Annotated in this window: 24 protein-coding genes; 10 read left to right on the top strand and 14 right to left on the bottom strand. The window is 71.5% G+C overall.

The window, feature by feature from the left end:
• Positions 1-80: 80 nt before the first annotated feature.
• Entirely contained in the window at positions 81-1,448 is a 1,368-nt protein-coding gene (locus AC07FN_RS02020; RefSeq protein ID WP_358575174.1) for a cystathionine beta-synthase, read from the bottom strand.
• 247 nt (positions 1,449-1,695) lie between these two features.
• Here AC07FN_RS02020 and AC07FN_RS02015 point away from each other — a divergent pair, with 247 nt between their 5' ends.
• A complete protein-coding gene (locus AC07FN_RS02015; protein WP_478393928.1) occupies positions 1,696-2,622 on the top strand; it encodes an SGNH/GDSL hydrolase family protein in 927 nt (308 codons plus the stop codon).
• Positions 2,623-2,840: 218 nt separating this feature from the next.
• Positions 2,841-4,061, top strand: a complete 1,221-nt coding sequence (locus AC07FN_RS02010; RefSeq protein ID WP_478393927.1) for an acetyl-CoA C-acetyltransferase — start codon at positions 2,841-2,843, stop codon at positions 4,059-4,061.
• A gap of 388 nt (positions 4,062-4,449) precedes the next feature.
• On the opposite strand, the gene AC07FN_RS02005 is transcribed toward AC07FN_RS02010, so the two are convergent.
• Positions 4,450-5,244 (bottom strand): Bax inhibitor-1/YccA family protein, encoded by a 795-nt coding sequence (locus tag AC07FN_RS02005; protein WP_478393926.1) that lies wholly within the window; start codon positions 5,242-5,244, stop codon positions 4,450-4,452.
• Between the two features lie 428 nt (positions 5,245-5,672).
• Here AC07FN_RS02005 and AC07FN_RS02000 point away from each other — a divergent pair, with 428 nt between their 5' ends.
• Positions 5,673-7,076 carry an MSCRAMM family protein gene (locus AC07FN_RS02000; protein WP_478393925.1) on the top strand — a complete coding sequence of 468 codons (1,404 nt, stop codon included), beginning with the start codon at positions 5,673-5,675 and terminating at the stop codon, positions 7,074-7,076.
• Positions 7,073-7,720 carry a class F sortase gene (locus AC07FN_RS01995; protein WP_478393924.1) on the top strand — a complete coding sequence of 216 codons (648 nt, stop codon included), beginning with the start codon at positions 7,073-7,075 and terminating at the stop codon, positions 7,718-7,720. Before AC07FN_RS02000 ends, AC07FN_RS01995 begins: the two co-directional genes overlap by 4 nt.
• A gap of 168 nt (positions 7,721-7,888) precedes the next feature.
• On the opposite strand, the gene yidC is transcribed toward AC07FN_RS01995, so the two are convergent.
• Both yidC and AC07FN_RS01985 read right to left on the bottom strand, forming a co-directional pair.
• Complete coding sequence (gene yidC, locus AC07FN_RS01990) at positions 7,889-8,947, bottom strand: membrane protein insertase YidC (protein WP_478393923.1); 1,059 nt, start codon at positions 8,945-8,947, stop codon at positions 7,889-7,891.
• 180 nt (positions 8,948-9,127) lie between these two features.
• Positions 9,128-9,376 (bottom strand): FAD-linked oxidase C-terminal domain-containing protein, encoded by a 249-nt coding sequence (locus AC07FN_RS01985; RefSeq protein ID WP_478394075.1) that lies wholly within the window; start codon positions 9,374-9,376, stop codon positions 9,128-9,130.
• Positions 9,377-9,608: 232 nt separating this feature from the next.
• On the opposite strand from AC07FN_RS01985, the gene AC07FN_RS01980 reads away from it, so the two are divergent.
• Positions 9,609-10,586 carry a cation diffusion facilitator family transporter gene (locus tag AC07FN_RS01980; protein WP_478393922.1) on the top strand — a complete coding sequence of 326 codons (978 nt, stop codon included), beginning with the start codon at positions 9,609-9,611 and terminating at the stop codon, positions 10,584-10,586.
• Positions 10,587-10,780: 194 nt separating this feature from the next.
• Here AC07FN_RS01980 and AC07FN_RS01975 read toward each other — a convergent pair whose 3' ends face one another.
• The 3 genes from AC07FN_RS01975 to AC07FN_RS01965 form a co-directional block, all read right to left on the bottom strand.
• Complete coding sequence (locus tag AC07FN_RS01975; protein ID WP_478393921.1) at positions 10,781-11,488, bottom strand: hypothetical protein; 708 nt, start codon at positions 11,486-11,488, stop codon at positions 10,781-10,783.
• Positions 11,489-12,215: 727 nt separating this feature from the next.
• The gene (locus AC07FN_RS01970) at positions 12,216-14,765 is read right to left on the bottom strand and encodes an AfsR/SARP family transcriptional regulator (RefSeq protein WP_478393920.1); all 2,550 of its coding nucleotides are present in this window, start codon (positions 14,763-14,765) and stop codon (positions 12,216-12,218) included.
• 60 nt (positions 14,766-14,825) lie between these two features.
• Positions 14,826-15,203 (bottom strand): peptidase associated/transthyretin-like domain-containing protein, encoded by a 378-nt coding sequence (locus AC07FN_RS01965; RefSeq protein WP_478393919.1) that lies wholly within the window; start codon positions 15,201-15,203, stop codon positions 14,826-14,828.
• Between the two features lie 297 nt (positions 15,204-15,500).
• Between AC07FN_RS01965 and AC07FN_RS01960 the strand changes: the two genes are divergently transcribed.
• From AC07FN_RS01960 to AC07FN_RS01950, 3 genes are read left to right on the top strand one after another with little or no spacing between them, the layout of a single operon-like run.
• On the top strand, positions 15,501-15,980 hold the full coding sequence (locus tag AC07FN_RS01960; protein ID WP_478393918.1) for an anthrone oxygenase family protein: 480 nt from the start codon (positions 15,501-15,503) through the stop codon (positions 15,978-15,980).
• A complete protein-coding gene (locus AC07FN_RS01955; RefSeq protein WP_478393917.1) occupies positions 15,977-16,120 on the top strand; it encodes a hypothetical protein in 144 nt (47 codons plus the stop codon). Before AC07FN_RS01960 ends, AC07FN_RS01955 begins: the two co-directional genes overlap by 4 nt.
• A 5-nt stretch (positions 16,121-16,125) precedes the next feature.
• Positions 16,126-16,716: an erythromycin esterase family protein gene (locus AC07FN_RS01950; protein WP_478393916.1), complete on the top strand. Its 591-nt coding sequence runs from the start codon at positions 16,126-16,128 to the stop codon at positions 16,714-16,716.
• Here the strand turns inward: AC07FN_RS01950 and AC07FN_RS01945 are convergent.
• Positions 16,713-17,603 carry a helix-turn-helix domain-containing protein gene (locus tag AC07FN_RS01945; protein ID WP_478393915.1) on the bottom strand — a complete coding sequence of 297 codons (891 nt, stop codon included), beginning with the start codon at positions 17,601-17,603 and terminating at the stop codon, positions 16,713-16,715. The two genes, AC07FN_RS01950 and AC07FN_RS01945, sit on opposite strands and share 4 nt — an antisense overlap.
• 204 nt (positions 17,604-17,807) lie before the next feature.
• On the opposite strand from AC07FN_RS01945, the gene AC07FN_RS01940 reads away from it, so the two are divergent.
• Together AC07FN_RS01940 and AC07FN_RS01935 are read left to right on the top strand one after the other, a co-directional pair.
• A complete protein-coding gene (locus AC07FN_RS01940) occupies positions 17,808-18,140 on the top strand; it encodes a carboxymuconolactone decarboxylase family protein (protein WP_478393914.1) in 333 nt (110 codons plus the stop codon).
• 68 nt (positions 18,141-18,208) lie between these two features.
• The gene (locus AC07FN_RS01935) at positions 18,209-18,613 is read left to right on the top strand and encodes a (R)-mandelonitrile lyase (protein ID WP_478393913.1); all 405 of its coding nucleotides are present in this window, start codon (positions 18,209-18,211) and stop codon (positions 18,611-18,613) included.
• A gap of 63 nt (positions 18,614-18,676) precedes the next feature.
• Here the strand turns inward: AC07FN_RS01935 and AC07FN_RS01930 are convergent, their stop codons facing one another.
• The 6 genes from AC07FN_RS01930 to AC07FN_RS01905 form a co-directional block, all read right to left on the bottom strand.
• On the bottom strand, positions 18,677-19,696 hold the full coding sequence (locus AC07FN_RS01930; RefSeq protein WP_478393912.1) for an SIS domain-containing protein: 1,020 nt from the start codon (positions 19,694-19,696) through the stop codon (positions 18,677-18,679).
• On the bottom strand, positions 19,693-20,664 hold the full coding sequence (locus AC07FN_RS01925) for an amidohydrolase family protein (RefSeq protein WP_478393911.1): 972 nt from the start codon (positions 20,662-20,664) through the stop codon (positions 19,693-19,695). Before AC07FN_RS01925 ends, AC07FN_RS01930 begins: the two co-directional genes overlap by 4 nt.
• Before the next feature lie 134 nt (positions 20,665-20,798).
• Positions 20,799-21,704, bottom strand: coding sequence for a carbohydrate kinase family protein (locus tag AC07FN_RS01920; RefSeq protein WP_478393910.1), 906 nt, complete (start codon positions 21,702-21,704; stop codon positions 20,799-20,801).
• 29 nt (positions 21,705-21,733) lie between these two features.
• A complete protein-coding gene (locus tag AC07FN_RS01915) occupies positions 21,734-23,206 on the bottom strand; it encodes a lyase family protein (protein WP_478393909.1) in 1,473 nt (490 codons plus the stop codon).
• Between the two features lie 41 nt (positions 23,207-23,247).
• Positions 23,248-24,972, bottom strand: coding sequence for an ABC transporter permease (locus AC07FN_RS01910; protein WP_478393908.1), 1,725 nt, complete (start codon positions 24,970-24,972; stop codon positions 23,248-23,250).
• On the bottom strand, positions 24,969-26,036 hold the full coding sequence (locus AC07FN_RS01905) for an ABC transporter ATP-binding protein (RefSeq protein WP_478393907.1): 1,068 nt from the start codon (positions 26,034-26,036) through the stop codon (positions 24,969-24,971). Before AC07FN_RS01905 ends, AC07FN_RS01910 begins: the two co-directional genes overlap by 4 nt.
• Between the last annotated feature and the right edge of the window lie 304 nt (positions 26,037-26,340).

Here is a 26,340-nt window from a genome sequence, read left to right as displayed (position 1 = left end):
GCGTAATGCGAAGTCTGGGGCATGCGATCACACACGCTAGCTGATCGACCTGCAGCGTAGTGCCGTTCCGTAACAAGTCGTCATCGGCCGGCGATGAATCCAAGCACATCCTGCCGGGTCACCACGCCCGCGGGCTTGCCGTCGATCAACACCATGGCCCCGTCGGCACCGGCCAGCGCGGACATCGCCGCGCTGATCTCCTCGCCCGCGCCGATGGTCGGCAGCGGCGGCGACATGTGCAGTTCCACCCGGTCCGCGAGGTTCGCGCGGCCGGCGAACAGCGCGTCGAGCAGGTCCCGCTCGTTGACCGCGCCGACCACCTCGGCGGCCATGATCGGCGGCTCCGCGCTGACCACGGGCATCTGCGACACGCCGAATTCGCGGAGGATCGCGACGGCGTCGGCCACGGTTTCGCTCGGGTGCACGTGCACCAGGTCCGGGATGGTGCCGTCCTTTCGGCGCAGCACGTCGCCGACCGAACCGCCGCCGTGGTCCGGCGAGAGGAACCCGTAGGACGCCATCCAGGAGTCGTTGAAGACCTTGGTCAGGTAGCCGCGGCCGCCGTCGGGCAGCAGCACGACGATCACGTCGTCCGGGCCGGTCGTCTCGGCGAGCTCCAGCGCCGCCGCGACCGCCATCCCGCAGGAACCGCCGACCAGCAGCGCCTCCTCGCGGGCGAGCCGGCGGGTCATCTCGAACGAGTCGGCGTCGGAGACCGCGATGATCCGGTCGCAGACGTCCCGGTCGTAGGTGGTGGGCCAGAAGTCCTCGCCGACGCCTTCGACCAGGTAGGGCCGTCCGTTGCCGCCGGAGTAGACCGAGCCCTCCGGGTCGGCGCCGATGACCTGCACGCGGCCGTCGGAGACCTTCTTCAGGTACGAGCCGGTGCCGGAGATGGTGCCGCCGGTGCCGATGCCCGCCACGAAGTGCGTCACCTTGCCGCCGGTCTGCTCCCAGATCTCCGGGCCGGTGGAGTGCACGTGCGACTCCGGGTTGGCCGGGTTGGCGTACTGGTTCGGCTTCCAGGCGCCGTCGATCTCCCGGACCAGGCGGTCGGAGACGTTGTAGTAGGAGTCCGGGTGCTCCGGCGGCACCGCCGTCGGGCACACCACGACCTCCGCGCCGTAGGCCTTGAGGACGTTGCGCTTGTCCTCGCTGACCTTGTCCGGGCAGACGAACACGCAGCGGTAGCCCTTGCGCTGGGCGACCATCGCCAGGCCCACGCCGGTGTTGCCGGAGGTGGGTTCCACGATCGTGCCGCCGGGGCGCAGTTCGCCGGATGCCTCGGCGGCCTCGATCATGCGCAGCGCGATGCGGTCCTTCACGCTGCCGCCGGGGTTCAGGTACTCGACCTTGGCCAGCACCGGGGTCTGCCCGCTGGCCACCGCGTTAAGCCGCACCAGGGGTGTGTTGCCCACCAGTTCGGTGACGTGCTCGACGTAGTCCACGTCCGGTCCTCGATCCTTCGTAACTGCTGCTCGCCGGGTGTGTGACGTCGAGCCTAATCGCCTGGTCACCGGCTAACTCAAGGGACCTGGAACGCGACACACCGTCAGGGAACGATTTCGGTCCGCGCCGCGTCTTGCCAGTGACGGGGGAATTCGCCGCGCGGGCCAGCGGCGGTGTGGGTGACCATTTCCCATCCCCCGTTGGCGCGGCCGTGACCCGGCCGCAGGACTGGTGAGGGAGGGCCGAATGATCGCGGCGAAGGCATTCCGGCTCGCACTGCTGGCGGCGGGCACCGCCGGCGGACTTTCCGGCGCGGCGTACGGGCTGCTCAACGGGCAGGCCGGGTACGCGCGGCGGGTGATCGGCCCACCGGCCAACGATCCCCTGCGCGCCGACGGCATCCACCTGCCCAACGGCATCGGACCGGTGCCGCGCAGTGACCTCTCCGACGGCTCCGAGCCGCTGGAGTTCGCCGTGCTCGGCGACTCCGCCGCGGCGGGGCTCGGCGTCGATTTCCAGGCGGATCTGCCCGGGGTCCGGCTGGCCCGCGGCCTGGCCGAGGAGCTCGACCGGCCGGTCGCGCTGACCACGCGCGCGATCGTCGGCACCACGTCGCAGGAGCTGGCCGCGCAGGTGGATGCCGCGCTGCTGCGCCCGCCGAGGCTGGTGCTGATCATCATCGGGGCCAACGACGTCACCTCGAAGCTGCCGGTGTCGGCCTGCGCGGAACTGCTCGGCGACGCGGTGCGGCGGCTGGTCGACGCGGAGGTCGCGGTCGTCGTCGGCACCTGCCCGGACCTGGGCGCGATCCGGCCGATCCCGCAGCCGCTGCGTTCCATCGCGCGGCGCTGGAGCCTCGCGCTCGGCCGCGCGCAGCGGCGCGTGGTGGAGGCGGCCGGTGGGCGCGCGGTGCCGCTGGCGGACCTGCTGTCGCCGGAGTTCCTGGCGCGGCCGGGCGAGTTCTTCAGCCCGGACCGGTTCCACCCCTCGGCGGCGGGCTACGAGGCGGCGGCGGCGATCCTGCTGCCCGCGATGTGCTCGGCCATCGGCGAGTGGCGGGGCGGCCCGCTGCCGCCCGCCCCGACCAGGTCGAAGGCGGCCGAGGCACGCCGCCCGACCAGCCGGATCGTGGCCCGGCTCAACCACAGGCTGCACCGGCGCGGAACCTCCTGAGCTCACCCTCCGGCCTTGAGTGCTTTGGGGCGCTACAACACCCCAAAGCACTCACGGGTGGTGACCAAGGCGACGTACTGACCGGTCGGTTTGGGGGTTGTCCGGTGACCGTAGTCACCGCGAAGATGGCGGTACCGGATCTAAAGTGACCGTTTGGTAGGCCATGTCGCCCTGAGGCGGCCGCACCGCGTTCCGCGGCCGCGAACAAAGGAGTTCCCATGCCCGAAGCAGTCATCGTCGCCACCGCGCGCTCCCCCATCGGCCGAGCAGGCAAGGGCTCGCTGAAGGACCTCCGGCCCGACGACCTCACCGCGCAGATCATCCGCGCCGCGCTGGACAAGGTGCCCGAGCTGAACCCGGCCGACATCGACGACCTGATGCTGGGCTGCGGCCTGCCCGGCGGCGAACAGGGCTACAACATGGCGCGCGTGGTCGCCGTGCTGCTCGGCCAGGACCAGCTGCCCGGCACCACCGTCACCCGCTACTGCTCGTCGAGCCTGCAGACCACCCGGATGGCGCTGCACGCGATCAAGGCCGGCGAAGGCGACGTGTTCATCAGCGCCGGCGTCGAGATGGTGTCCCGGTTCGCCAAGGGCAACTCCGACTCGCTGGAGGACACCAAGAACCCGCTGTTCGCCGAGGCCCAGGCGCGCACCCAGCAGACCGCCGAGCAGGGCGCGGACTCCTGGACCGACCCGCGCACCCTCGACGTGATCCCGGACGTCTACATCCCGATGGGGCAGACGGCCGAGAACCTCGCCCGGGTCAAGGGCATCAGCCGCGACGAGATGGACGACTTCGGCGTCCGCTCGCAGAACCTGGCCGAGAAGGCGATCGCCAACGGCTTTTGGAGCCGCGAGATCACCCCGGTCACCACCCCCGACGGCAAGGTCGTCGACGCCGACGACGGGCCGCGGGCCGGCGTGACCAAGGAAGGCGTCTCCGGGCTCAAGCCGGTGTTCCGCCCGGACGGCCGGATCACCGCGGCCAACTGCTGCCCGCTCAACGACGGCGCCGCCGCGCTGGTGATCATGAGCGACGCGAAGGCCAAGCAGCTCGGCCTGACCCCGCTGGCGCGGGTCGTGTCGACCGGCGTCTCCGGCCTGTCGCCGGAGATCATGGGCCTCGGCCCGGTGGAGGCGTCCAAGCAGGCGCTCAAGCGCGCCGGGCTGGGCATCGGCGACATCGACCTGGTGGAGATCAACGAGGCGTTCGCCGCCCAGGTGATCCCGTCCTACCAGGACCTGGGCATCCCGCTGGAGAAGCTGAACGTCAACGGCGGCGCGATCGCGGTGGGCCACCCGTTCGGCATGACGGGCGCCCGGATCACGACGACGCTGATCAACTCCCTCCAGTGGCACGACAAGCAGTTCGGCCTGGAGACGATGTGCGTCGGCGGCGGCCAGGGCATGGCCATGGTCCTGGAACGCCTTTCCTGATTCCTTTTCGGTTCCAGGCTCGTTTTCCGTAGCGGTGCGAGTAGCGGAACCTCAGAGGCCTTCTCGACTCCGGGATCCCCGACGCACGTATGACCAATACGTCGCGTCGGGGCTGTCCTCGCGAGAAGGCCTCTGAGAACCCGCGGCGGTGCGAGTTGCGTGCGTGGACTAAGCGGCTGCGCCGCTTGCGACGACTTCTGCGCGCCTCACCCTGAGCCTCGCGGTAACGGTTCACCGCAGGAAGCGGCTTCGCCGCTTGCCTGACGCCATCCGGACCTCCGGCCAGGTCACCGCCGATCTGCATCATCGGAGCAGACACCCGCATACGAAACGGGGCACCACCGTCCGTTGGACGATGGTGCCCCGTTTCAGGTCAGGGTCCTGGGGGTCAGTCGCTGCTTTGGAAGTAGGAGAGCAGGCGGAGGATCTCCAGGTAGAGCCAGACGAGGGTGGTCATCAGGCCGAAGGCGATGTACCAGGCGAACTTGGCGTCCACGCCGCCCTTGATCGCCTGGTCCGCGGCGTCGAAGTCGAGCAGGAAGCTGAACGCCGCGATGCCGATGCACAGCAGGCTGAAGGCGATCGCGAGGCCGCCGCCGTCGCGCAGGCCCAGTCCGCCCGGGGTGAAGAAGCTGGCGATCATGTTGACCAGCATCAGCACCGCGACACCGGCGACGGCGCCGATGATCCACTTGGTCAGCTTCGGGGTGACGCGGATGGCGCCCGTCTTGTAGACCACCAGCATGGCCGCGAAGACACCGACGGTGCCCGCGATGGCCTGGATGATGATCCCCGGGTTGCCGACCGCCAGGGCGATCACGTAGCTGATGCCGCCGAGGAACACGCCCTCGACCGCTGAGTAGGCGATTACCAGCGCCGGGCTGACCTTCTTCTTGAAGATGATGACCAGCGAGATCACCAGACCGATGATCGCGGCCGGCAGGGCCAGCGCGACGGCCGGCGGACCGACCAGGTAGGTCAGGGTGCCGGTGATCACCGCCAGGCCGAGCGTGATCGCGGTCTTGGTGACCACGTCGTCGATGGTCATCGGTCGCGCGGTCTGCGGCGGCGCGGCCGGCGCCTGGCCGTAGGGCGCAGCAGGCTGCCCCTGGCCGTAGTTGAAGTTCGCGTAACCGCCGGTCGTCGGCAGGTTGCGGAACGCTGGGTTGCTCGATGTGCGCAACTCATCCTCCTGGGGCGTGCTTGCGCCGTCACTCGGAACAACGATCGGGGGCGTTGACCGGTTCCCGTTTCGGTAAAACCGACTTTACCGTTCGATCTCGCCGCTCCCCATCGAGGCGGGGCACTACTGGGTATCGATTTCGCGAACAGTAACGATCGCATCGAGTCGCCAACCGATCACCGGCGCTGCGACCGGTAGGCACCGAACGAGGCCGGGACGCCCGCGGTGCGGCCCAATGGGTGACCGAACCGAACGGTACGTGCGCAAGATTCGGCGGGCAGTAACCGGAAAGGTCCGCCTAATGACCTCTTGTGGACACGCTCCGTGATCGGAATCATCGCTGAGGCGACCCGTGCTCCTGGTCGGGGTTCGCAGAACGAGCACGTGGCGCCTCTCACCTCCACCACCGGAACTGGAGCTGCATGCGCATGTTCAGGAAATGGCTCACGGCGGTGCTCGGCACCGCCGTGCTCGCGGGGGGCAGCTTGCTCGCCACCCCGGGCGCCGCTAGCGCCGACCCGCAGGAGGCGATCGGCCACGAGACCCGGCCCGGGCAACCGTACCGGGGCAACCCGGAACCGGACCGCGACTGGCTGGGTTCCTACCTCGTCAACGGGCAGCAGGTCTGGTGCGTGCAGTTCGCGCTGACCGCCCCGGACAGCGGCGAGGAGTACCAGCCTGGCGACGAGCTCAAGACCAAGTGGGGCACGAAGCTGCCGGACGACGTGGCGGCGAACATCTCGTACCTGCTGCTGCGCTACGGCAACACGCAGTCGCCGGACGAGGCCGCCGCGCTGGCGCACCTGCTGCACTCGTGGACCGCCGCGCCGCGCAGCCAGGCGGACCTCGACCCGGAGAACGACTTCAAGCGCATCGGCTACGACGCCGACGCCCACTTCGCCAAGCTGCCGCAGGGCGCTCAGGCCGCGGTCGAGGAGCTCGAGGCGGAAGCCGCGGCGAACCGGGGCCCCTGGAAGGCCGAGCTCACCGCGTCCGAGGGCGAGCAGACCATCGGCCAGGCCGCGGACTGGACGCTCGTGGTGCGGCGCGCGGACGACAAGGGCGTCGGCGGCGTCCCGGTCGAGCTCGCGCTGACCGACGCGACGGTCGAGGGCCTGGACGCCGACGGCACCGTCACCACGCCGGAGGACGGCAGCCCGCTGGCGCTGAAGGTCACGCCGACCGGCCCGAACCCGAAGATCACCGGCAAGCTGTCCGCCCCGGCCGAGCGGCCGTACGTGCGGCAGGCCGTCAACCAGCCCGACACGACCCAGCGCGTCGTGTCCACCGGCGGCGAGCAGGAGCTCTCCGTCGAGGCCACCGCGACCGCGGTGACCGCGCCCGGCGTGGTGCACGTCGGCAAGGTCGACGCGGAGAGCCAGGCGGGCATCGCCGGCGTCTCGCTGCGCGTGACCGCCGCAGACGGCTCGCCCGCGCTGCGCCAGGACGGCACCCCGCTGCTCGGCGAGGACGGGCAGCCCCTCGTGGTCGTCACCGGCGATGACGGCACCGTCACCGTGCCCGACCTGCGCACCCCGCAGGAGATCAAGCTCACCGAGGTCGCGCCCGCCAAGGGCTACGAGGAGGCGTTCGACGAGGCGAACCCGCCGTCGGTGTCCGGCACGGTCCAGCCCGGCGAGACGCTGGAGCTGAGCCTGGCCAACACGCCGAACACCCCGACCGTGCCGATCCACATCCCGGCCGGTGACCCGACCCCGGCGGACGGCGGGACCCCCGCCGGGCTGATCGGCGGTCTGGCGGGCCTGCCCCTGGTCGCGGCCTTCGGCGCGGTGGCGGTGCGCCGCCGGATCGGGGCGGGGCGGCAGCAGTGAGCAAGTCTCGACGTTCCCTGTTCGCGCTGGTGGCGGCCGGCGTCATCGGACTGGTCGCGGCGGTCGTCCTGATCGCCGGCGGCCTGTTCGGCGGCGATCAGCCGGCCGCCCTGACCGTCCCGGTCGCACCGGCCGAACCGACACCGCACGCCGCGGCGGTCGCCCCGCAGGCGCTGCCCGCCCAGCCGGTGCACGTGCCGGCCGGGCAGCCGCCGGGCACGATCCGGCTGCCGCAGGGCGGCACGGCGGAGCTCGTGCGCAAGGAGATCGACCGCTCGGGAACCCTGCCGGTGCCGGACGGCGTCGGCGAGGCGACCTGGTGGGGCGCCGGGCTGGACGCGCCGAAGGGCGCGACGGTGCTCGCCGGGCACGTCAACTGGCAGGGCACCGTCGGACCGTTCGCCGAGCTGTGGGAATCGCGGACCGGCCAGTCGGTCACCGTCGTCGACGACGCCGGCCGGGAGTACCGGTACCGGGTGTCGGAGGTCGTCACGGTGGACAAGGACGAGCTGCCCGGCCGGGCCCGCGAGCTGTTCGGTCAGGGCGGCGCGCATCGCCTGGTGCTGGTGACCTGCGGCGGGCGCTACGTCGGCGGTGATCTCGGCTACGACGAGAACCGCATCGTCGTGGCCACCCCGGAGTAACCCGCCCGACCGCCTCCGGGCGGCCCGGCGGACGTCCCGGAACAAGCGAAAGGGCCGGTGGATCTTCCTCCACCGGCCCTTTCGCCACTTCCGAACTACGGAACCTTCGTTCCGTTCGCCGCAATTTCAATGGAAATCAGGGCTCTGATTTCCATTGAAATTGCGGACCTAACGCCTCTTCTTGCCCTTCTTGGCCGACGCGGCCTGCTTCCCCGGCCGGTTCTTCGGCTGGTTCTTCTTGCCGCCCGGCCGCTGGCCGTTGGCTCCGCCGGCCTGATTGCCGCCGGCCGGCTTCGCGCCTCCAGCGGTCGCGCCGCCCGTCGTCGCGGCGGCCGGCTCCGCGTCCTCTTCGCCGTTCTTGGCCTCGGCGCGCACCGGCTTCTGGCCCGGCTTCGGCCGCGGCGCCGCCTTCTTGGCCTCGATCTCCTTGGCCTTCTCGCGCTCCTGCTCGCGGTCGATCTTCTTGGTCAGGAAGTGCTGCTGGCCCAGCGTCCAGACGTTGTTCGCCAGCCAGTACAGCAGCACCGCGATCGGCAGGAACCAGCCGGAGATGATCGCGCCGACCGGCGCGATGTACATCATGAACTTGGCCATCACCGCCGACTGCGGGTTGGCCATCGCCGCGTCGGTCTGCTTCTTGACCGACAGCCGCATGGTGAAGAACGTGGCCACCGACGCGATGAGCATCAGCGGGATGCCGACGATCATCATGGACGTCCGGTCGGTGCCGAACAGCGCGAGCTCGGCCTCGGGCTGGGTGATCCAGTTCGACAGCTTGGCGCCGAAGATGTCGGCGTTGATGAACGACTCGACGCCCGCCCGGTCGAAGATGAAGTTGCTCTGCGCGCCCGGCGTGAAGTTCCGCAGGACGTGGAACAGGCTCAGGAAGACCGGGATCTGCAGCAGCGCGGGCAGGCAGCCGCCGAGCGGGTTGACCCCGTGCTCGGACTGCAACTTCTGCATCTCCTGCGCCATGCGCTGGCGGTCGTTCTTGTACTTCTCACGCAGCTTCTGGATCTGCGGCGCGAACTTCGCCATCTTCCGGCCGGCGCGCAGCTGGCTGATCGCCGGCTTCAGCAGCACCACGCGCAGCGAGAACACCAGGAAGAACACCGAAAGAGCCCAGGCGAACCCGTTGTCCGGCCCGAGCACGGCGCCGAAGATCTTGTGCCAGAACCACAAGATCGCCGACACCGGGTAGAGGATGAAGGAGAAAAAACTTTCCACTCAGCCACTCCTGGTCATGGCCCGGCTATCCGGCGCTACCGGGGCGTACGTGCGCAGCCGCACCCTTGCGAAATGCAGGAACAGCCAACCCAAGGGTGCCATGCCCGGGCATAACACGGCCGCCGCCCCCTCGAAATGTGGCGCGCCCCAAGTCGCCCGGCCCGCGGCACGGACCCCGTTTCACCTGCTCACCCGGTCAGGTGACGAAAGCGATCGGCCGAGGATGCCGTCCGGGTCGAAGCGCCGCTTCAGCGCCGCCGAGAGTTCGCGCACGTCCTCCGGCACGTAGTGGCAGTACATATCCGCGTTCTTCGGCCCGGTGCCGTGCTCGACGCTGAAGGTGCCGCCGTGATCCCGCACCGCCGTGTCGTAGACGAGCCGGCGCACGTCATCGACCGCGTCGGGGTCGGCGGCGACCTGTACGGGCAGCGGCAGATCAGGTGCAGCCCGCCGTCGCCGTAGTGGCCGAGCTCGATCGGCGTGATCTCCGGGTGCCTGGCGGCGAGCCGCGCGAGCTCGTCGCGCCGGAACCCGGATGCGCTGGAGGAGATCCGCGCGGCGCTGCGGGAGGCCCGACTCGCGGCGTGACCGCCCTTGGCGGGCCTGGCCGCCCCGGCGCGCCTAGCGTGTTCGCCGGAGTGACGAGGACCTGGAGTCGACGATGGCGGACGCGGACAAGGGCGGCGAGAGCACGCTCACGGTGCTGGTGGCGCTGACCATCAACCTGGCCATCGCGGCCATGAAGGCGTTCGCCGGGGTGATCACCGGGTCGGCGGCGATGCTCTCCGAGGCCGCGCACTCGGTGGCCGACACGTGCACCGAGGTGTTCCTGCTGACCGCGCTGCGGCGCTCCGGCAAGCCCGCCGACGCCCGCCATCCGTTCGGCTACGGCAAGGAGCGGTACTTCTGGTCGCTGATCGCCGCGATGAGCATCTTCGTCTCCGGCGCCGTCTTCGCCTTCATCGAGGGCTTCCGCACCCTGCTCGGCCCGCCGGAGGAGCAGACCCAGCCGCTGGTCGGGTACGTCGTGCTCGCGATCGCGTTCGTCCTGGAGGGCGTGTCCTGGCTGCGCGCGATGCGGCAGGTGCGGGCCGAGGCCGCCGAGAGCGGCGACAAGATCCTCCACCACCTGCGGATTTCCGACGACCCGACGGTCAAGACGGTGCTGTTGGAGGACAGCGCCGCGCTGGCCGGGCTGCTGCTCGCGTTCGCCGGGCTCGGGTTGCACCAGCTCACCGGGTCGAGCGCCTGGGACGGGCTCGCCTCGCTCGCGATCGGCGCGCTGCTGGCCGCGGTCGCCTACACCATGGCCCGCACCAACCTGGGGCTGCTGATCGGCCAGCAGGCCGACCGGCGGCTGCTGGCGGCCGTGCGGAACAGGCTCGCGGAGCAGCCCGAGGTGGACTTCGTCGTGGACGTGCTGTCCATGAACACCGGGACCGACCGGGTGCTGTTCTGCGCCCGCCTGGACTTCGCCGCGACGCTGGACTCCACCGAGCTGGAACGCGCCGTGGTGCGCATCGACTCGATGTTGCGCGCCGAATTCGCGGAACTGGACGAGGTGTTCCTGGAGCCGGTGCCGCGCAACGACCCGGAGCTGCGCGCCCGGATCCTCGCCCGCTACGGCCACCCGCTCTAGAACCTGTTCCCAAAACTCGCCCTGCGTAGCGGCGCGGGTGGCGGCCCCCTGCGGCAATTACGGTCGCCTTCTCGCTGTGGGATCCCCGCCTCATGAATGCCGCTACATCACGACATTCGAAACGGGCTCTCCAGCGTGGTCGTGAGCGCTTTGGACTGCTACGGCACTCCAAAACACTCACGACCGGAGAACGCTCAGCGCTTCAGCGCGCGGGCGATGATCCGGCCCGCGAACAGGTAGATCAGCGCCGCGAGGCCGTAGTTCAAGATCAAGCCGATCGTCGCGTCGCCCGGGGTGAACACGTCGCCGAGGCCGAACACGAAGAACTTCGCCGTGCCGTAGGTGAACGCGACGAAGTCGTTGTCCTGGTTGGCGCCGACGACCGAGAAGATGATGTGCAGCACGAAGACCAGCGCGATCAGCGCCGTGAACACCTGGACCACGCGGCCGATCGTGTCGGCGCTGGGCCCCTGGAAGCGCGGCCCGCGGTCGCGGCGGTCGTCGTAGTCCCGGTCCCGGTCCCGGTGGCGGTCCGCGCGGGACTCCCGGTAGCGATCGCGCTCCGGCTCCCGGTACTGGTCGTCGCGGTAGTGATCCCGGTACGGGTCGTCGCGATAGCGGTCGTCGTACTGGTCGTCCCGGTACCGGTCCTGGTACTGGTCGCGGTAGCGGTCGTCGTACTGGTCGTCGCGATAGCGGTCCTGGTACGGCTCCGGGTCGCGGAGCGTGCCCTGATCCCGGAACGGCTCGGGTTCCGGGGGCTCCATGCGCTGCTGGATGCGCGTCGCCGGGTGCTGGTTGGCGGGCGGCTGCTGGACCGGGTGCTGCCCGACCGGCGCCGACTGGCCCATCGGCACCGTCCCGGACGGCGCAACACCCTGCGGACCGCCGGGCGGCGGCATCGGCGGGCCTCCCGGGGGCGGGCCCTGCGGCACCACCTGCGTCGGCTGGCCCCCTGGCGGTGGTCCCTGCGGCACCACCTGCGTCGGCTGGCCTGCCGGCGGCGGTCCGGGCGGCGGGCCTTGTTGCTGGCCGGGCGGCTGGCCGGGCTGACCTCCTGGCGGGCCTTGCACGCCACCCGGCTGACCGGGCGGTCCCGGCGGACCCTGGTGCGGTCCCGGCTGGCCCGGCGGCGGTCCCGGCTGGGGCGGCATCGGCTGACCCGGCCCCTGCCGGGGCGGCCCGGGTTGGCCCGGCGGCATCTGGCCGGGTGGCACCTGGCCTTGCGGCGGCTGGCCCGGCGGCTGCGGAGGCCGCCCCGGCGGCGGTCCGCCCTGCGGTGCTCCGGGTGGCGGCCCCGGCCGCTCGGAGGGTTGTCCGGGTCCCGGCCGCCCTGGATCACCGGCTCGGGGATCTGCGCGCTCATAGGCCATGGCCGCGCATTGTCCCGGTTGATCGCCCCGGTACGAAACCCCCCTCGCCGCGCGCGGCCGATGAGACGCACCACAACACCCACCGGAAACACCCCAGGTTGGCGCGAACGGACCGGTCGCCTCGTCTATCGGGACGAACGCGACCTGGGGATCACCGCTGCACTTCCGAGGTGTCCTCCGGGGATGCCGGGGGCTCGTTCCGCGGCGTTTCGCGCGAAACCAGTTCCAGGTGGGCCTCCGCAGCTGTCCCGGAGGCTCACCGACCCATGCCTCCGGGGTCCGCGAGGTGGTGTTCGAAGAGGTCGAGGATCTCGTTTCGGTTCAGGCCGTTTCCGCGGGCCGTCGCTTCGGACGCTGCTCGTTCGCCCAGCGCCGCGCCCAGTTCGCTCGCCAGGCGCGCGATGTCCGGGTTCAGCGCGTCCGGCGCTCCTCGCAGCGCTGCGGCCGCTCCGAGGAGTTCCGCCGCCGCCGCGAATTCCCCGGTTCGGGCCGGTAGTTCGGCGATCGCGCTGCCGATCGCCGCCACCAGGACCAGGTCCGACGTCTTCGACGCCGCCGCGAGCGCCGATCGCAGGTCGCGCCGGGCCTCCTCGCACGCGCCGCGGGCCAGGGCGAGCCGCGCCCGGGCCACTCCGTGCATCGAGCGGAAGACCGGGTCGACGTCTCGGCGCGGCCCGGCCGCCCACCACGCGAGGTCGTACTGCTCGTCCGCGGCCCGCAGGTCGCCGCCACCGCGCGCCAGGTCGCCGAGCTTCAGCCGGGCGAGGGCGAGGTGCTGGGCTGCCGGTTCGGACTCGACCACGCCGCGCAGTTCGGCTTCCGCGCGTTCGGCGTCCCCGGCGTGCGCGTACGCGGTCGCCAGCCAGATCCGCTGATGGTGGTCGTTGCCGAGCTCGCGGGCCGGGGTCATCGAGCGCCGCAGGGCCGCGATCGCCGCGTCGGGATCGCCGAGCATCGTCCGCGTGATGCCGAGGTAGGTCAGCGAGCTGACCAACCCCCACCGGTCGCCCAGCTCCCGGAACCGCTCGGCGGCCGTGGCGAGGTCGTCGCAGGTCTTCGGCAGGGCACCGCGGTTGCCGTTCACCAGCGCCCGAACGAACGACAGCATCGCCCGCGCCAGCGGTGCCGGATGCGGTTGCCGCCGGTCGATCGCCGCCAGGGCCGCGTCGAAATCCCCGGTGAGCAGCGCGATGAGCGGCTCGATCACGGCTCCGGAAGGGTGCTCGCTGCCGGCGGCTTCGCGGCATCTGCCGATCGCCTCGGGGGCGACTTCGCCGGAGAGCACCGCGTTCAGCAGGTAGGCGGCCGTGGCGGGGACGCGGTTCGCCGCGGTGGCGCCGGCCGGGAGTTCCAGCGCCGTCCGCAGGAGCCGGGCCGCCTCGGCGTGATCGCCGTGCATGGTCAGGTAGTAGGCGAGCGCCGTCGCGAGCCGGATCGCCGTGTCCGCTTCGCCCGCGCCGCAGGCGAAGCGCAGCGCGACGCGGAAGTTGTCGCGGTCCGCGGCGAGCCGGGGCGCCCATTCCAGCTGTTCCGGTCCGCGCAGGTGCGGTGCGGCCTGCTCGGCGATCTCGCGGAAGTACCGCGCGTGGGCGGCCCGGACCCGGTCGGCGTCGGCCAGCTTCTCCAGGCCGTACTCGCGGATCGTGTCCGGCATCCGGTACCGGATCGACCGTCCATCGTGGACCGGATCGACGACCAGCAACGACTTGTCCACCAGCGCGGACAGGACCATCGCCGCGGGCAGGTCGCCGGGGCAGACGCGGTCGGCGGCCTCCGCGGTCATCGAACCGCCGAACACCGCCAGCGCTGCGACGACCGATCGTTCCGCCTCGTCGAGCAGGTCCCAGCTCCAGTCGACCACCGCGCGCAACGTGCGGTGCCTGGGCAGCGCGCCCGCCTGCTCACCGGCCAGGGCGGCGGCCGCGGTCGTCGCCAGCCGCGTCTTGCCCACGCCTCCCGGGCCGGTCAGCGTGACCAGCCGGTGCTCGGCCAGCCTCCGGTCGACCAGGGCCAGTTCGGCATCGCGCCCGACGAAGCTCGTCAGCGCGGCGCGCAGGTTGCTGCCGCGCGGCCGGGTGGTCGTTTCCTCGCGGAGCACGGCCAGATGCGCCTCGCGCAGTTCCGGCGATGGGTCGGCGCCGAGCTTTTCCGCCAGCGCCACGCGGAATTCCTCGTAGCTGCTCAGCGCTTCGGCCGTTCGCCCGGTCGATTGGAGCGCGCGCAGCAGCAGTGCCCGGGCGCGCTCGCGGTCGGGATGCGCCGCGGTCAGGGCCTGCAATTCGGTCACCAGCTGCGGGGATTCGGCTCCGGTCTGCAGATCGACCTGCGCCCGGTCCTCGATCGCGGCGAGCCGCAGCTCGGCCAACCGCGCCCGCGCCGCCACGGCGAACGGCGCGTCCGGGACGTCCTCGAACGCGACTCCGCGCCACAGCGCCAGCGCTTCGCGCAGCAACCGGCCCGCCTGCTCGATGTGCCCGTCGTGCAGGGCCCTGCGGCCATCGCGGGCGAGTTCCTCGAATCGCCTGCAGTCCACCGATTCCGCGTTCAGCCGGTATCCGTTGGACTCGCGCAGCACGGCGTCCGGCAGGAGCCGCCGCAGCCTCGACACCAGCGAGTGCAGTGCGTGCACGCGGTCGGCGGGCCCGTCGGCGCCTGGCCACAGGGCCTCGGTCAGCGCCTCCACCGAAACGGTGCGCCCGGAGTCCAGCGAGAGCCGACCGAGCAGCGTGCGCAGTCGAACGCCGCCCACGACGACCTTCTCGCCGCCGGCACTGATGTCCAGCGGCCCGAGGACTCCTATCCGCATGCGCCCGCCCTGCCAGGAAAGCGCGGAGCGGCGAATTCCGCCGCTCCGCGCGAATTCCGCTCAGCAGACCTTTCCGGTGGATCCGATGGTGGCCGAGTCACCGCCGGTGGTGACGATCAGCCGGTATTCGGCGCGACTGCCGCACTCGAAGTTGAAGAGGGCGTTCTTCGAGCCGTCGGAGGTCGCGGCCTTCGTCTTCACACCGGTCCAGCCCGAACCGCTCTTGCGCTCCAGCTTCCCGGTGACCTTGCAGCCCGACTGGTTGGTCGTGGCGCTGGCGCGCAGGCCGAATCCGGTTTCGCCGAGGCTCTTCGAGTGGCCGGTGAACGTGCAGGACGCGGCCGCCTCCGGATCAGCGGGCGCGGCCTGCGCGGGAACGCCGACGAGGGTCAGGGCCAACGCGGCGGTGCCGATCATCGACAGGGCTAAGCGCTTCATGGAACTACCACCTACACAACGATTCCCCTTGCCCGGTCAGCCGGAAACAGCACGGCGAACCGGGCTGGGCGAAGAATTTCAACGGACTCCGGTCACGCTACGCGCGGCGGATCAACGGCATATGCAGAACGGCGCGGCCGGGAAATTCCCCACAGAACAAGCGGAAAAAGCAACCCCGCACCATTCCGGCGCGTCCGTACATTCGCGTCCCGATTCCGGATCGGGACGAAGCGGACAACCCGCCTGCTGCGAGCGGGCTGTGTGCGGTTTGCGAGCGCCGCACCGCAACCTCACCCCATGTCTGCGAAATCGATCAACGCGCGGCTCGCCACGGGCTTCGCGCTGCTGGCGACCGGAGTGCTCTCCGGGGCGTTCTTCTACGGCTGGGCCAACGTGACGCCGACGTTCTCGGCCGTGCCGCTGGACGTGCACCTCGCGTTCCGCACCGAGTTGATGAAGGTCAACGGCGTCGTCATGCAGCTCCTGATGGCGGCGGCTGTCGCGACCACCGGCTGGCTGGCCTTCAGCGCCCGCGGCCGGGCGCGCACGCTGGCGATCGCCGCCACCGCCCTCGCGGTGGCCTCGTTCCTGGTGACCAGGTTCGGGAACGTGCCGATCAACCAGGAGATGAAGCGCTGGGCCGCCGGCCGGCTCGCCCCCGACCACCTGGACCGGCTCGCGGTCTGGGGCACGTTCAACGACATCCGGGTGACCACGGCGCTCACCGCCTTCGTCCTGGTGATCATCGCCGCGAACGTGGCCGGAGCCCGCCGGTGACGCGGGCCCAGGCGGTGACGGCCTCGGTGGACCCGGATGCACCGCTGGACGACCTGGAACCGCTGTGCGACGTGATCGGCGACGCCTGCGTCGTGGGGATCGGCGAAAGCACCCACCACGCCGCGGAGTTCTACCGCTGAGCCGGTTGCTGGCGCGCATGGAGTGCATGGCCGCCCACCACCGCTCCGAGGGCCGTGGTCGCGAGCACGCCGCGGCGGTAAGGCACCTGCGCGGCGCCTGGCACCTGGACCACTTCCACCGAAATCTCAGCGGTACGGGTCTCGCCGTCGGCACGGCCGAACTCGACCGCTACGCGGCCGAAACGGTCCTGGACCTGCTGGCCGCGGAACCCCGGATCGTCTTCGCCATGCACAACACGCACCTCCGGCGGACCCCTGTCGAGCACGAAGGCGCGTTCGGGCTGTTCCCGGCCGGCTACCACCTGGCCGAGGCGCTGGGCGACGACTACGTGGCGATCGCCGCGACGAGCATCGGCGGCCGAGCCGTGGACGGCGCGCTGACCCCGGACGGCCTGGAAACGCGGGAAGTTTCGTTGCCGCCGCTGGAACCGGACTGCATCGAAACGGCTTTCACCGGCGACGCACCGCTGACGATCGCGGCGCTCGACCCCGAGGACGGCGCCTACCGGAGGATCCGGGCGGAGGGCGGCTTCATGACGGCCCCGATCTCCAGGGCCTTCAACGCGATCGCCTGCGTCCCCACCACGACCACTTAGGACGATTTCAGCGGTGTGGCGGTGGCCGCCCAGCTGGCGAGCAGTTGGAGTGCCTCCGCCGAAGGCGAGCCGGGTTCGGCGGTGTAGGCGCTGAGGGTGAGGCCCGCGTCGGCGGTGAACTGCATGGCTTCGAAGTTGAGGGTGAGGTCGCCGACGACGGGGTGGTGGAAGTGCTTGGTGCCGGTCCGGTGGAGGCGGACGTCGTGCGCGGCCCAGCGGGTGCGGAAGTCCTCGCTGCGGGTGCACAGCTCGCCGATGAGGTCGGTGAGGCCGCGGTCGTGCGGGTTGTGGCCCGCTTCGGTGCGCAGGATGGCGACCGAGGTGTGGCAGGACTCGTCGTAGTCGGGGAAGAAGTCGCGGGCGGCGGGGTCGAGGAAGCCGAAGCGGGCGATGTTGGGCGGCGTGACCTCGCTGGTGCGGGTGGGGCTGTCGAAGACCGGCGAGTACAGCGCCCGCCCGAGCGCGTTGGCGCCGAGGATGTCCAGCCGGCCGTTGCGGACGAACGCGACGGTGTTGGTCATGCCGTCGATGATCTGCTGCACGACCGGGCGCACCCGCTGCGCCGGGCGCCGGCGCTGGCCGGCGTGGGGGCGGCCGGCGGCGTTCGCGGCGCGGGCGAGGTCGAACAGGTAGACGCGTTCGGCCTCGTCGAGCCGGAGGGCGCCGGCCACGGCGTCCAGGACGCTGTCGGAGACGCCGGCGAGGTTGCCCTTCTCCAGCCGCGTGTAGTAGTCGACGGAGACGCCGGCGAGCAGCGCGACCTCCTCGCGGCGCAGGCCGGGAACCCGGCGGTTGCCGCCGAAGTGGCTGAGCCCGGCCTGGTCCGGGGTGATCTTGGCCCGGCGGGTGACCAGGAAGTCGCGGGCCTCGGTGCTCTTGGCGCTCACGCCGTCCACGGTACGACGGGCCTCGGCGGCGAGGGGGGTTCTGCCGTGACCCGGAAAGATGCGCCCTCCCGCACGTGCGCCGACCGGGGTTTGCTCGTGATGTGACCGCCTCCTGGACGACGCGGCCGGCGGCCGAAGCGGCCGCCACGCCGCGCCACCGGAGTCGCGCCGGTCACCGAGGACAACGACCCGGATAGGACACGCATGACCGACCAGAACGTGCGGCGGGAGCCGTCCGCCGCGGAGAAGATGTTCGGCGACTTCGCGCCCGCGCTCGTGCACTTCACCGACGACGTGCTCTTCGGCGAAGTCTGGCAGCGCGCTGATCTCACCCCGAAGGAACGCAGCCTGGTCACGGTCGCCGCCCTGGCGACCGCGGGCAACACCGACCAGCTCGTCTTCCACCTCGGCCTGGCCAGGGAGAACGGCAACACCGAAGCCGAGCTGATCGAGGCGCTGACCCACCTGGCCTTCTACGCGGGCTGGCCGCGCGCGATGGCGGCGATGGCCGTCGCCAAGAACGTCTTCGCGGCCTGATCCCGCCGCCGATGGCGGGCCCGCACCGGGCCGCCGACAATCCGGCACGACACGAGAAGGAGAGATCCGTGGAACTCATCCCCGTCAACGACACCGTCAAGGCCCCGGCGGCCGCGTTCACCGGCGACGTCCACGTGACGCCGCTCAAGAAGGCGGAGCCGCCATCGCGGCTGGTCGCTGCCCTGGTCCGGTTCACCCCCGGCGCGCGCACCAACTGGCACTCCCACGCCGTCGGCCAGACCCTGCACGTCACCGAGGGCGTCGGCTTCGTCGTCAACCGCGACGGCAAGGTCATCCGCATGCGGGCGGGCGACACCGTGTGGACCCCGCCCGGCGAGGAGCACTGGCACGGCGGCACCAACAGCACCTGCATGAGCCACATCGCGATGCTCGAGGGAACCGACGACGGAGACGGCACCACCTGGCTCGAACCGGTCACCGACGAGCAGTACACCGCCGCCCACAAGCCCTGACCAGGGCACGAGCAGAGCGAACCACGTCGCGCAAGGCCCCGGTCGGTCCGGCGGCACGGGGCTTCAGCGGGTTTCGGTGACCTTGCGCAGCCCGGCCGGGCGGTCCGGGTCGTAGCCGCGCGCCGTGGCCAGCGCCCACGCGAGCCGCTGGAGCGGCAGCACCTCCAGTACCGGCGAGAACTCCTCCGGCAGCTCCGGGATGCGCAGCTGCGCGTCGTCGCCAGGGCCGACCCGCAGGATGTCGGCGCCCTGCCCGGCGAGCCTGGCCAGCGGCTCCGCCATCGCCGCGCCGCCCGGCCCGGTTCCGGTCACCGCCAGCACCGCCGTTTCCTGGCCCACCGCCGCGATCGGCCCGTGCAGCAGATCTGCACCGCTGTAGGCGCGGGTGACCAGGTAGCTGGTCTCCGCCAGCTTCAACGCCGCTTCGTGCGCGGTGGCCAGCGAATACCCACGCGCGGTGGTGATCACCTGGTCCGCGAAGCGCAACCGGTGCGCGGCAGCGGCGACCCGCTCCTCATTTCCGTCCAAACAGGACTGTGCGAGCTCGCCGATGCGCTCGGCGGTCGCCCCGCCTCGGACCCCGGAGAACAGCAGGTGCAGCGCGAGGAGCGTCGCGGTGTAGGTCTTGGTCGCCGCGACCGCACGCTCCACCCCTGCCCCGATGTCCAGGGTGTGCTGCGCCGCAGCACCGAGGGGCGAGTCCGGCGTGTTCGTCACCGCGACCGTGAACGCCCCGCGCTTGGCCGCCTGCTCGGTCACCTCCACGAGGTCCGGGGAACCGCCGCTCTGGCTGACCGCGACGAGCGCGACGTCCGTCAGGTCCGGCTCGGCCCCGTACAGCGTGGTCGTGGAGGGCGACACCAATCCAGCAGGCAGCCCGAGCAGCACCTCCGCAAGGTACTTGCCGTACAGCGCCGCGTTGTCGCTGGAGCCGCGCGCGGCGAACAGCACGAACCGCGGGCGGCTGCGTTCGAGCCGCTCCGCCACCTCCCGGAACTCCCCCGCGCGCCCGGCCAGGTCGGCCAGCACCCGCGGTTGTTCGGCGATCTCCGCGGCCATCCAGGTGCCCGCTTCCGTCGTCATTCCGTTCCCTTCCCGAGGCCGGGAATCCCCAGCAGTCGTGCGGCGTTGCCGCCGAAGATCGCGCGCAGGTCCGCCTCGGGCATGCCCATCTCGTGGCACACCCGCAGCTGGTCGGCCAGGTACCGGTGGCAGTAGCCGCGCGGGAACCAGGAGGAGTCGCTGCCGAAGACGATGCGTTCCGGGCCGATCGTTTCGTAGCAGCGCCGGAACAGGTCCTCCAGCGTCAGCTTGTAGGGCATCCAGCGCACCCACTGGTTCGAGCCCGAGGTGTCCACCAGCACGTTCGGGCAAGCCCAGCACAGGAACAGGACCTGCTGCACGTGCTGCACGCCGAAGTGCGGGACCACGAACGGGATGCCCGGGAACCGCTTGGCGACCGGCTCCAGCCACGCGGGTTCGATGTGCGCGTTGTGCGCCACTCCCCCGCTGGAGCCGCAGTGCCCGAAGTGGATCAGCACGGGGATGCCGCGGTCGGCGGCCACCCGCCACACCGGGTCGGCGGCCGGGTCGTCGATGCGGTGCGGCAGCAGCGGGGCGAACAGCTTCAGCCCGCGCAGGCCGAACTCGTCGATCGCCCGCGCCAGGCGCTCGGCGGCGTCCGGGGCGGTGAGGTCGCGCAGGTTCGCCATCCCGGAGAACCGCTCCGGTGCGCGGGCGACGAGCTCGGCCACCCGCTCGTCTCCGCAGCCGGTGACGAACGCCGCGTGGGCGATCTCGTAGCGGTCGAGCTCGGCCAGCCACATGTCCGCCTCGGCCTGCCAGGTCCGCTCGGGATCCGGCTGCGGATCGGGGAAGTCCCAGGCCCGCCGCCAGCGCCGGGACTGCTCCGCCACCTGCTCGGCGCGGCGGCGCTGGGCCGCCTCGTCGTGGTCGGCGCAGCTGAACTGGCCGCCGGAGAGATCCCTGGTCGCCTCGTCGTGCTCGATCCGGAAGTGCAGGTGGAAGTCGACGATCGGGATCCCGCGCACTGTTCCGCCTCTCCGCGAATCACGGTGGTGGTCCCGTCCGGGAGTGATCTCGCGTTTCGCGGTTTCTTGTGGCTGGGTTGCGTCACGGTCCCCTGAGGTGCCGTTGAGCAGAGCTGGGGCTGACACAGGGCCGCTCATGTCATCACGTCCTCCAGTGCGAAGGCCCGGTCGTGCGAGGGCCTGCTGATCACGGTCGCTGCGACCCGGACGGCGTAGTCGGCGGCGTCGCCCGTGGACGCGCCGTCGGCGAGCCTGTGCAGCAGTCCGGCGTTGAACGCGTCGCCGGCGCCGGTGGAGTCCCGGACCTGCACCTCGGGCGCCGGATGAGTGCTGTGCGGCTGGCCTGGTCGAGCGACGAGGGCGCCTCGTGCCCCGCGCTTGACCACCACGGTCGCCCCGGTCTCGTCGGCGATGCTGCGGGCCGCGACCTCGTCGTCGCACCGATCGCCGTGCAGGGCGTGCAGTTCGTCGTCGTTGGGCAGGAACACGTCGACCTCGCGCAGCAGCCGCAGCACCTCCGCGCGGGTTCCGGCGTCCCAGCCGGCCGGATCCCAACCGGTGTCCAGCGCGGTGCGCGCCCCGGCCTGCCGCGCCTGCGCCAGCAGGTCACGAGCGGGCTCGCCCTGCAGCGCAGGAAGCAGGAAATAGCCGGACAGCAACACGAACCGGGCCGTCAGCGCCGCTTCGGGCACGGCGGTCGCGTCCAGGTCGGCCATCGCCCCGAGCGCCGAGAGGAACGCGCGATCCCGGCCCGGTGCCTCGGCGGCGACGGTCACGCCGGTGTGCTCGCCGGGCACCTGGGCCAGCTCCAACCGCAGGCCGGGGATGTCCAGCTGGTCGGCGAGCAGCCGTGCGGTCCCGTCGTCGCCGACCCGCCCGGCCAGCACCGTCGGCCTGCCGAGCCGGGCCAGCACGATCGCGGTGTTCGCGGCCGAACCGCCGGGCCGCAGCACGATCGACGGCACGATCTGCTCGGTGCCCGGCGGCGGGAGCTCCGCCGCCCCGGCGACCAGGACGTCGAGGTTCACGTTGCCAACCACGGTGATTCGGTTGTCGGGAGCTGGATGGCTCACCCGCGGCCTCCGGCCAGCACGGCGTCCACGGCCGCGTCGAGCTTGCTCCCGGCTTCGCCCAGTGCGGCCCTGCGGTCGGCGAACGCGCTGGCCAGCACCCGGGCGCGGGCCAGGGCGAGCTCCGCCGTGCGGCGCACCGCCGCGGCGCCGGGGCCGCCGTCCTGGGGACGGTCGAGCACCTGCTGCGGGCGAAGCCCCGCGGCCAGCGCCGCCTCCACCACCGAATCGTCCACGGTGCCCAGTCCGGCCTCGGCGATCGCGGCGGCGACCACGGCGGCGGTCCACTCCGCCGGCGGCGCCTGCCGGACGAGCGCGCCGACCACGGAATGCGCGCCCCGCCAGGGGATTCCCGCGCCCGCCAGCGCTTCGGCGATCGCCGTGGTGGTCGCGCCGGTGGCCACGACGTCCTCCGGCGAAGGCGGGTTCTGCGGGCTCAGCTCCTCCAGCAGGCCGCGCATCAGCGTCAGGAACCGCACCGCGCGGTCACCGGCCCGCCAGAGGTGCTCCTGGACGTCCGTGGTGGCGTTGTTGGAGTCCTCGTACCAGGCTGCGCCGACGTTGTTCATCGTCGCGGCCAGGTCGGCCGCCGCCGCTCCGGCCATCGAGCACATGTGCTCCAGCACCACCGGGTTCTTCTTCTGCGGCATGATGCTGGAGCCCTGGCAGTACGAGTCCGGGGTGACGATCCAGCCGTACGTCATCCAGTCCAGCATCGTGCGGGCCATCCGGGCACCGGTGGCCAGGATGCGGGCCTGGACCGCCGCGGTGCGCATCAGGTGCTCGGCCCCGGCCACCGCCTCGTAGCTGGAGGTGAAGGTCTCCCGGAAGCCGAGCAGCTCGGCGAGCCGCGGCGGCGCGATGGGCAGGTCGGTGCCGGCGAACGCGCACGAACCGAGCGGGTTGACGTCGAGCTCGTCGTAGACCGACAGCAGCTCCTCGGCCTGGCTGAGCAGCGCCTCGGCGTAGCCGGCCAGCACGTGCCCGAGCGTCGTCGGCTGGGCGGGCCTGCGGTGGGTGAACCCGGTGATCAGGACGTCGGCACAGCGACCCGCCTGGGCCGCGGCGGCCTCGGCGGCGGCACATGCCTGGCGGGCCTGATCCAGCACGTTCTCCCGCAGCACCATGCGGAACACGCCGGCGTCGAGGTCGTTGCGGGAGCGGGCCAGCTGCACGTCCAGCTCGGACGGCCGGATTCCGGCGGCCGCGGCGAGCCGCTGCTCGACGAGGTAGTAGACGTCCTCGACGCTGCCGTCGAAGGCGAACCGGTCGTCGTCGGCCGCGAGCAGCTCGCGCAGCCCGCCGAGCAGCTGCCGGGCCCGGGCGGCGGGCAGCAGGCCCTGCTCGGCGAGCATCACCACGTGCACGAGGCTGGCGTGCAGCATCGGCCGGTACAGCTGCGGCGCGGACTTCTCGAAGGCCACCCGGAGGTGGTTCTGCCAGTAGTTGGACAGTTCCGGAGGCTTGGTCATGTGAACAGCTCTTTCCACTGTGGATTGTCGTGGACGTGGTGCTACGCGGCGGGGATCACCGTCGGCGAGCGCTTCTGGCGCGGGCCCTGGCCGAGGCGGTTCGACACCGCGAGGACGACCAGGATCAGCACGATCTGCAGCGCGCCGTAGGCGGCCGCCGTGCCGAACTCCGAGGAGTAGATGCGGTTGTAGATCTCCACCGACATCGGCGGCAGGCCGGGCGGGTAGATCACCACCGAGGCGACGTACTCGCCGACGCCGTCCACGAAGGCCAGCAGCGCGCCGGCGAGCACGCCGCGCAGCACCAGCGGCAGCGTGACCGTGCGCAGGACCCGCAGCGGACCGGCGCCGAGGTTGCGCGCCGCCTCCTCCAGCGACGGGTCGAGCTGCTCCAGGGAGGCGCTGGTCGAGCGGAACACCAGCGGCACGAACCGGACGAAGTAGGCGACCGGCAGGATCCACAGCGTCCCGACCAGCGTCAGGCCGAGATTGCCGACGCCGGGTTCGTTGAACGCCGTCACCAGGTTCACGCCGATGACCGTGCCGGGCAGCGCCCACGGCAGCATGATGATCACGTCCAGCGCGCCGCGGCCCGGGCCCTTCCAGCGGGCGACGACCCACGAGGCCGCCGCGCCGATGACGATCGCGGCCAGGGTGGCCAGCAGCGCGGTCTGCACGCTCACCGAGATCGGCAGCAGGCTCTGCGGCTCGGCGAAGATCCGCAGGTAGTTGTCCAATGTGTACTCGGGCGGCAGCACCTGCGTCGTCCAGGCGCCGTCCACCGAGAACGACACGAGCACGATCACCAGCACCGGCGCCAGCAGCACCACCGTGAGCAGCAGGCTGCCCAGCGCGGCGGCGAACTTCGCGGCGGCGGAGCCCGGTGCGCGGCGCGCGCTCGGCGTGCCCTTCGACAGGCTGCGGTGCACGCGGCGGCCCTGGTACCAGCGCATGCTCAGCAGGAAGGCGATGGACACCACCGAGAGCGCCGTCGACTGGGTGGCCGCGAGCGCGGCGTTGCCCGAGGTGCGCGCCGAGACGATCTCCATGGTCAGCGTCTGCACGTTGTAGAGCTGCGGCGCGGTGAACGACGCCATCGACATCATGAACGTCAGCAGCGCGCCGGAGACCAGCGCCGGGGTGAGCATCGGCAGCAGCACCGTCCGCCACACCCGCGCGCGACCGGCGCCGAGGTTGGTGGCGGCCTCCTCCAGCGAGCCGTCCAGCCCCGCCAGCGCGGCCGAAACCGACAGGTAGAAGTACGGGTACATGGTGAACGCGTGGACCAGGACGACGCCCGCCAGCCCGCTCACCGACGTGCTCGCGGGCGAGATGCCGAGCAGTGCGTACAGCGTCCGGGGCACGATCCCGGTCTCGCTGTAGAGGAGCACGAACGACACGGCGCCGATCAGCGGCGGCAAGGCCATCGGCAGCACTGCGAACACCGAAAGCGCCCGGCGGCCGGGGAAGTCGAAGCGGTGCAGCAGCACGGCCAGCAGCGTCCCGAGCACACCGCAGAAGAACACGGAGACGAGCGAACTCACCAGCGACAGCAGCAGCGCCTGGCCCGAAGACCCGCCGAACAGGCTGCCGTAGTTGTCCGCGAGGCCGTTCCCGCCCGCCGAGGTGAGCGCGGTCGTCGCCATCGGGATGACGACGAGGAACAGCAGGACCAGCACGACCGGGATGGCCAGCACGTAGACGAAGCGGTCGCCGTCGGAGGCGGGCAACCTGCGGCGCCGCGGCGCCGCGGCCGGGGCGCTCATGGCCGCACCAGCCAGGCGTGCTGGGCCTCCGGGCGAAGCCCGACGACGTCGCCGGGCTTCGGCAGGCCGGGCCGGTCCGGCACCGCGACCGACAGCTCCAGACCGTCCGCGGTGACCTCGTACTCGCAGGTGGCGCCGGTGAACTCCACCGCGCGCACGACGGCGTCGAAGCTGCCCTCGCCGGCCTCGGTGATCGTCAGGTGCTCCGGCCGGACCGACACCGCGACCCGGTCGCCCACGGCGGCCGCGAACTGCGCAGAACGACCGGCGGCGAACTTGGCCCCGGAGCCCGCCAGCTCCACCACTGCCTGCTCGCCGGAGCTCTCGACGATCTCGGCGTCGAGGACGTTGCTGCCGCCGATGAACTTGGCCACGAAGGCGGTGGCGGGCTGGTGGTAGACCTCGCGCGGGGTGCCGACCTGGTGCAGCTTTCCGGATTCGAGCACGGCGATCCGGTCGCTCATCGCCATAGCCTCGGCCTGGTCGTGCGTGACGTAGACGCTGGTGATCCCGGCTTCCCGCTGCGCGCGGCGGATCTCGACGCGGGTCTCCTCGCGCAGCTTGGCGTCCAAATTGGACAGCGGCTCGTCGAGGAGCAGCACCGAGGGCGAGATGACCAGCGCCCGGGCCAGTGCGACGCGCTGCTGCTGGCCGCCGGAGAGCTGGTCGATCCGCCGGTCGGCGTAGCCGTCGAGCCCCACGGAGGCGAGTGCGGCGGCGACCCGCTCGTTGCGCTCGGCCTTGGCCACCTTGCGCGTGACCAGCCCGTAGGCGACGTTCTGCGCGACGTCGTAGTGCGGGAACAGGGCGTAGTTCTGGAACACCATGCCGGTGCCCCGCTTGTTCGGCGGCGTGGCGGTGATGTCGCGGTCGCCGAACAGGATTCGGCCGCTGGTGGGCGTGACGAATCCGGCGATCATGCGCAGCGTGGTCGACTTGCCGCACCCGGAAGGGCCGAGGAGAGTGAAGAACTCGCCGGATTCGATCGTCACGTCGATGTCGTGCACGACCGGCGAGGCAGAGCCGTAGCTCTTGCTGACGCGGTCGAGGCGAACGGGGATCATGCTGAACTCTCCGTGCTGGGCGAGGAATGGCTTTCCGTGCAAGCGGCGGCCGAGGCGGCCCGTGAGTACTTTGAGGTGCTATAGCGGCTGTTTTGGAAGTAGCACAGCGGGCTTTTTGAAGCGGCGAAGCCGCTTAGCCCACCTACGCAGCTTGCACCGCCGCGGGTTCTCAGACGTCGCCTGGCGAGGACAGCCCCGATGCCGCGTATTGGTCATACGTAAGTCGGGGATCCCGGAGTCCAGGCGGCGTCTGAGGTTCCGCCACTTGCACCGCTACGCAAAACGAACCTGGAAAAGGTATTCC

It is taken from the genome of Saccharopolyspora sp. NPDC045941 (assembly GCF_056431445.1).
The sequence above is the reverse complement of the archived record's forward strand: the minus strand, read 5'-3'. Positions and strand labels throughout refer to the sequence as shown.

Excerpts from the sequence above, each read along its gene's own strand:
- AC07FN_RS02015 (WP_478393928.1), top strand. The coding sequence starts at position 1,696 with ATGATCGCGGCGAAGGCATTCCGGCTCGCACTGCTGGCGGCGGGCACC.
- AC07FN_RS02010 (WP_478393927.1), top strand. The coding sequence starts at position 2,841 with ATGCCCGAAGCAGTCATCGTCGCCACCGCGCGCTCCCCCATCGGCCGA.
- AC07FN_RS02000 (WP_478393925.1), top strand. The coding sequence starts at position 5,673 with ATGTTCAGGAAATGGCTCACGGCGGTGCTCGGCACCGCCGTGCTCGCG.
- AC07FN_RS01980 (WP_478393922.1), top strand. The coding sequence starts at position 9,609 with ATGGCGGACGCGGACAAGGGCGGCGAGAGCACGCTCACGGTGCTGGTG.
- AC07FN_RS01975 (WP_478393921.1), bottom strand. The coding sequence starts at position 11,488 with ATGCCGCCGCCCGGCGGTCCGCAGGGTGTTGCGCCGTCCGGGACGGTG.
- AC07FN_RS01970 (WP_478393920.1), bottom strand. The coding sequence starts at position 14,765 with ATGCGGATAGGAGTCCTCGGGCCGCTGGACATCAGTGCCGGCGGCGAG.
- AC07FN_RS01965 (WP_478393919.1), bottom strand. The coding sequence starts at position 15,203 with ATGAAGCGCTTAGCCCTGTCGATGATCGGCACCGCCGCGTTGGCCCTG.
- AC07FN_RS01960 (WP_478393918.1), top strand. The coding sequence starts at position 15,501 with ATGTCTGCGAAATCGATCAACGCGCGGCTCGCCACGGGCTTCGCGCTG.
- AC07FN_RS01940 (WP_478393914.1), top strand. The coding sequence starts at position 17,808 with ATGACCGACCAGAACGTGCGGCGGGAGCCGTCCGCCGCGGAGAAGATG.
- AC07FN_RS01930 (WP_478393912.1), bottom strand. The coding sequence starts at position 19,696 with ATGACGACGGAAGCGGGCACCTGGATGGCCGCGGAGATCGCCGAACAA.
- AC07FN_RS01915 (WP_478393909.1), bottom strand. The coding sequence starts at position 23,206 with ATGACCAAGCCTCCGGAACTGTCCAACTACTGGCAGAACCACCTCCGG.
- AC07FN_RS01910 (WP_478393908.1), bottom strand. The coding sequence starts at position 24,972 with ATGAGCGCCCCGGCCGCGGCGCCGCGGCGCCGCAGGTTGCCCGCCTCC.
- AC07FN_RS01905 (WP_478393907.1), bottom strand. The coding sequence starts at position 26,036 with ATGATCCCCGTTCGCCTCGACCGCGTCAGCAAGAGCTACGGCTCTGCC.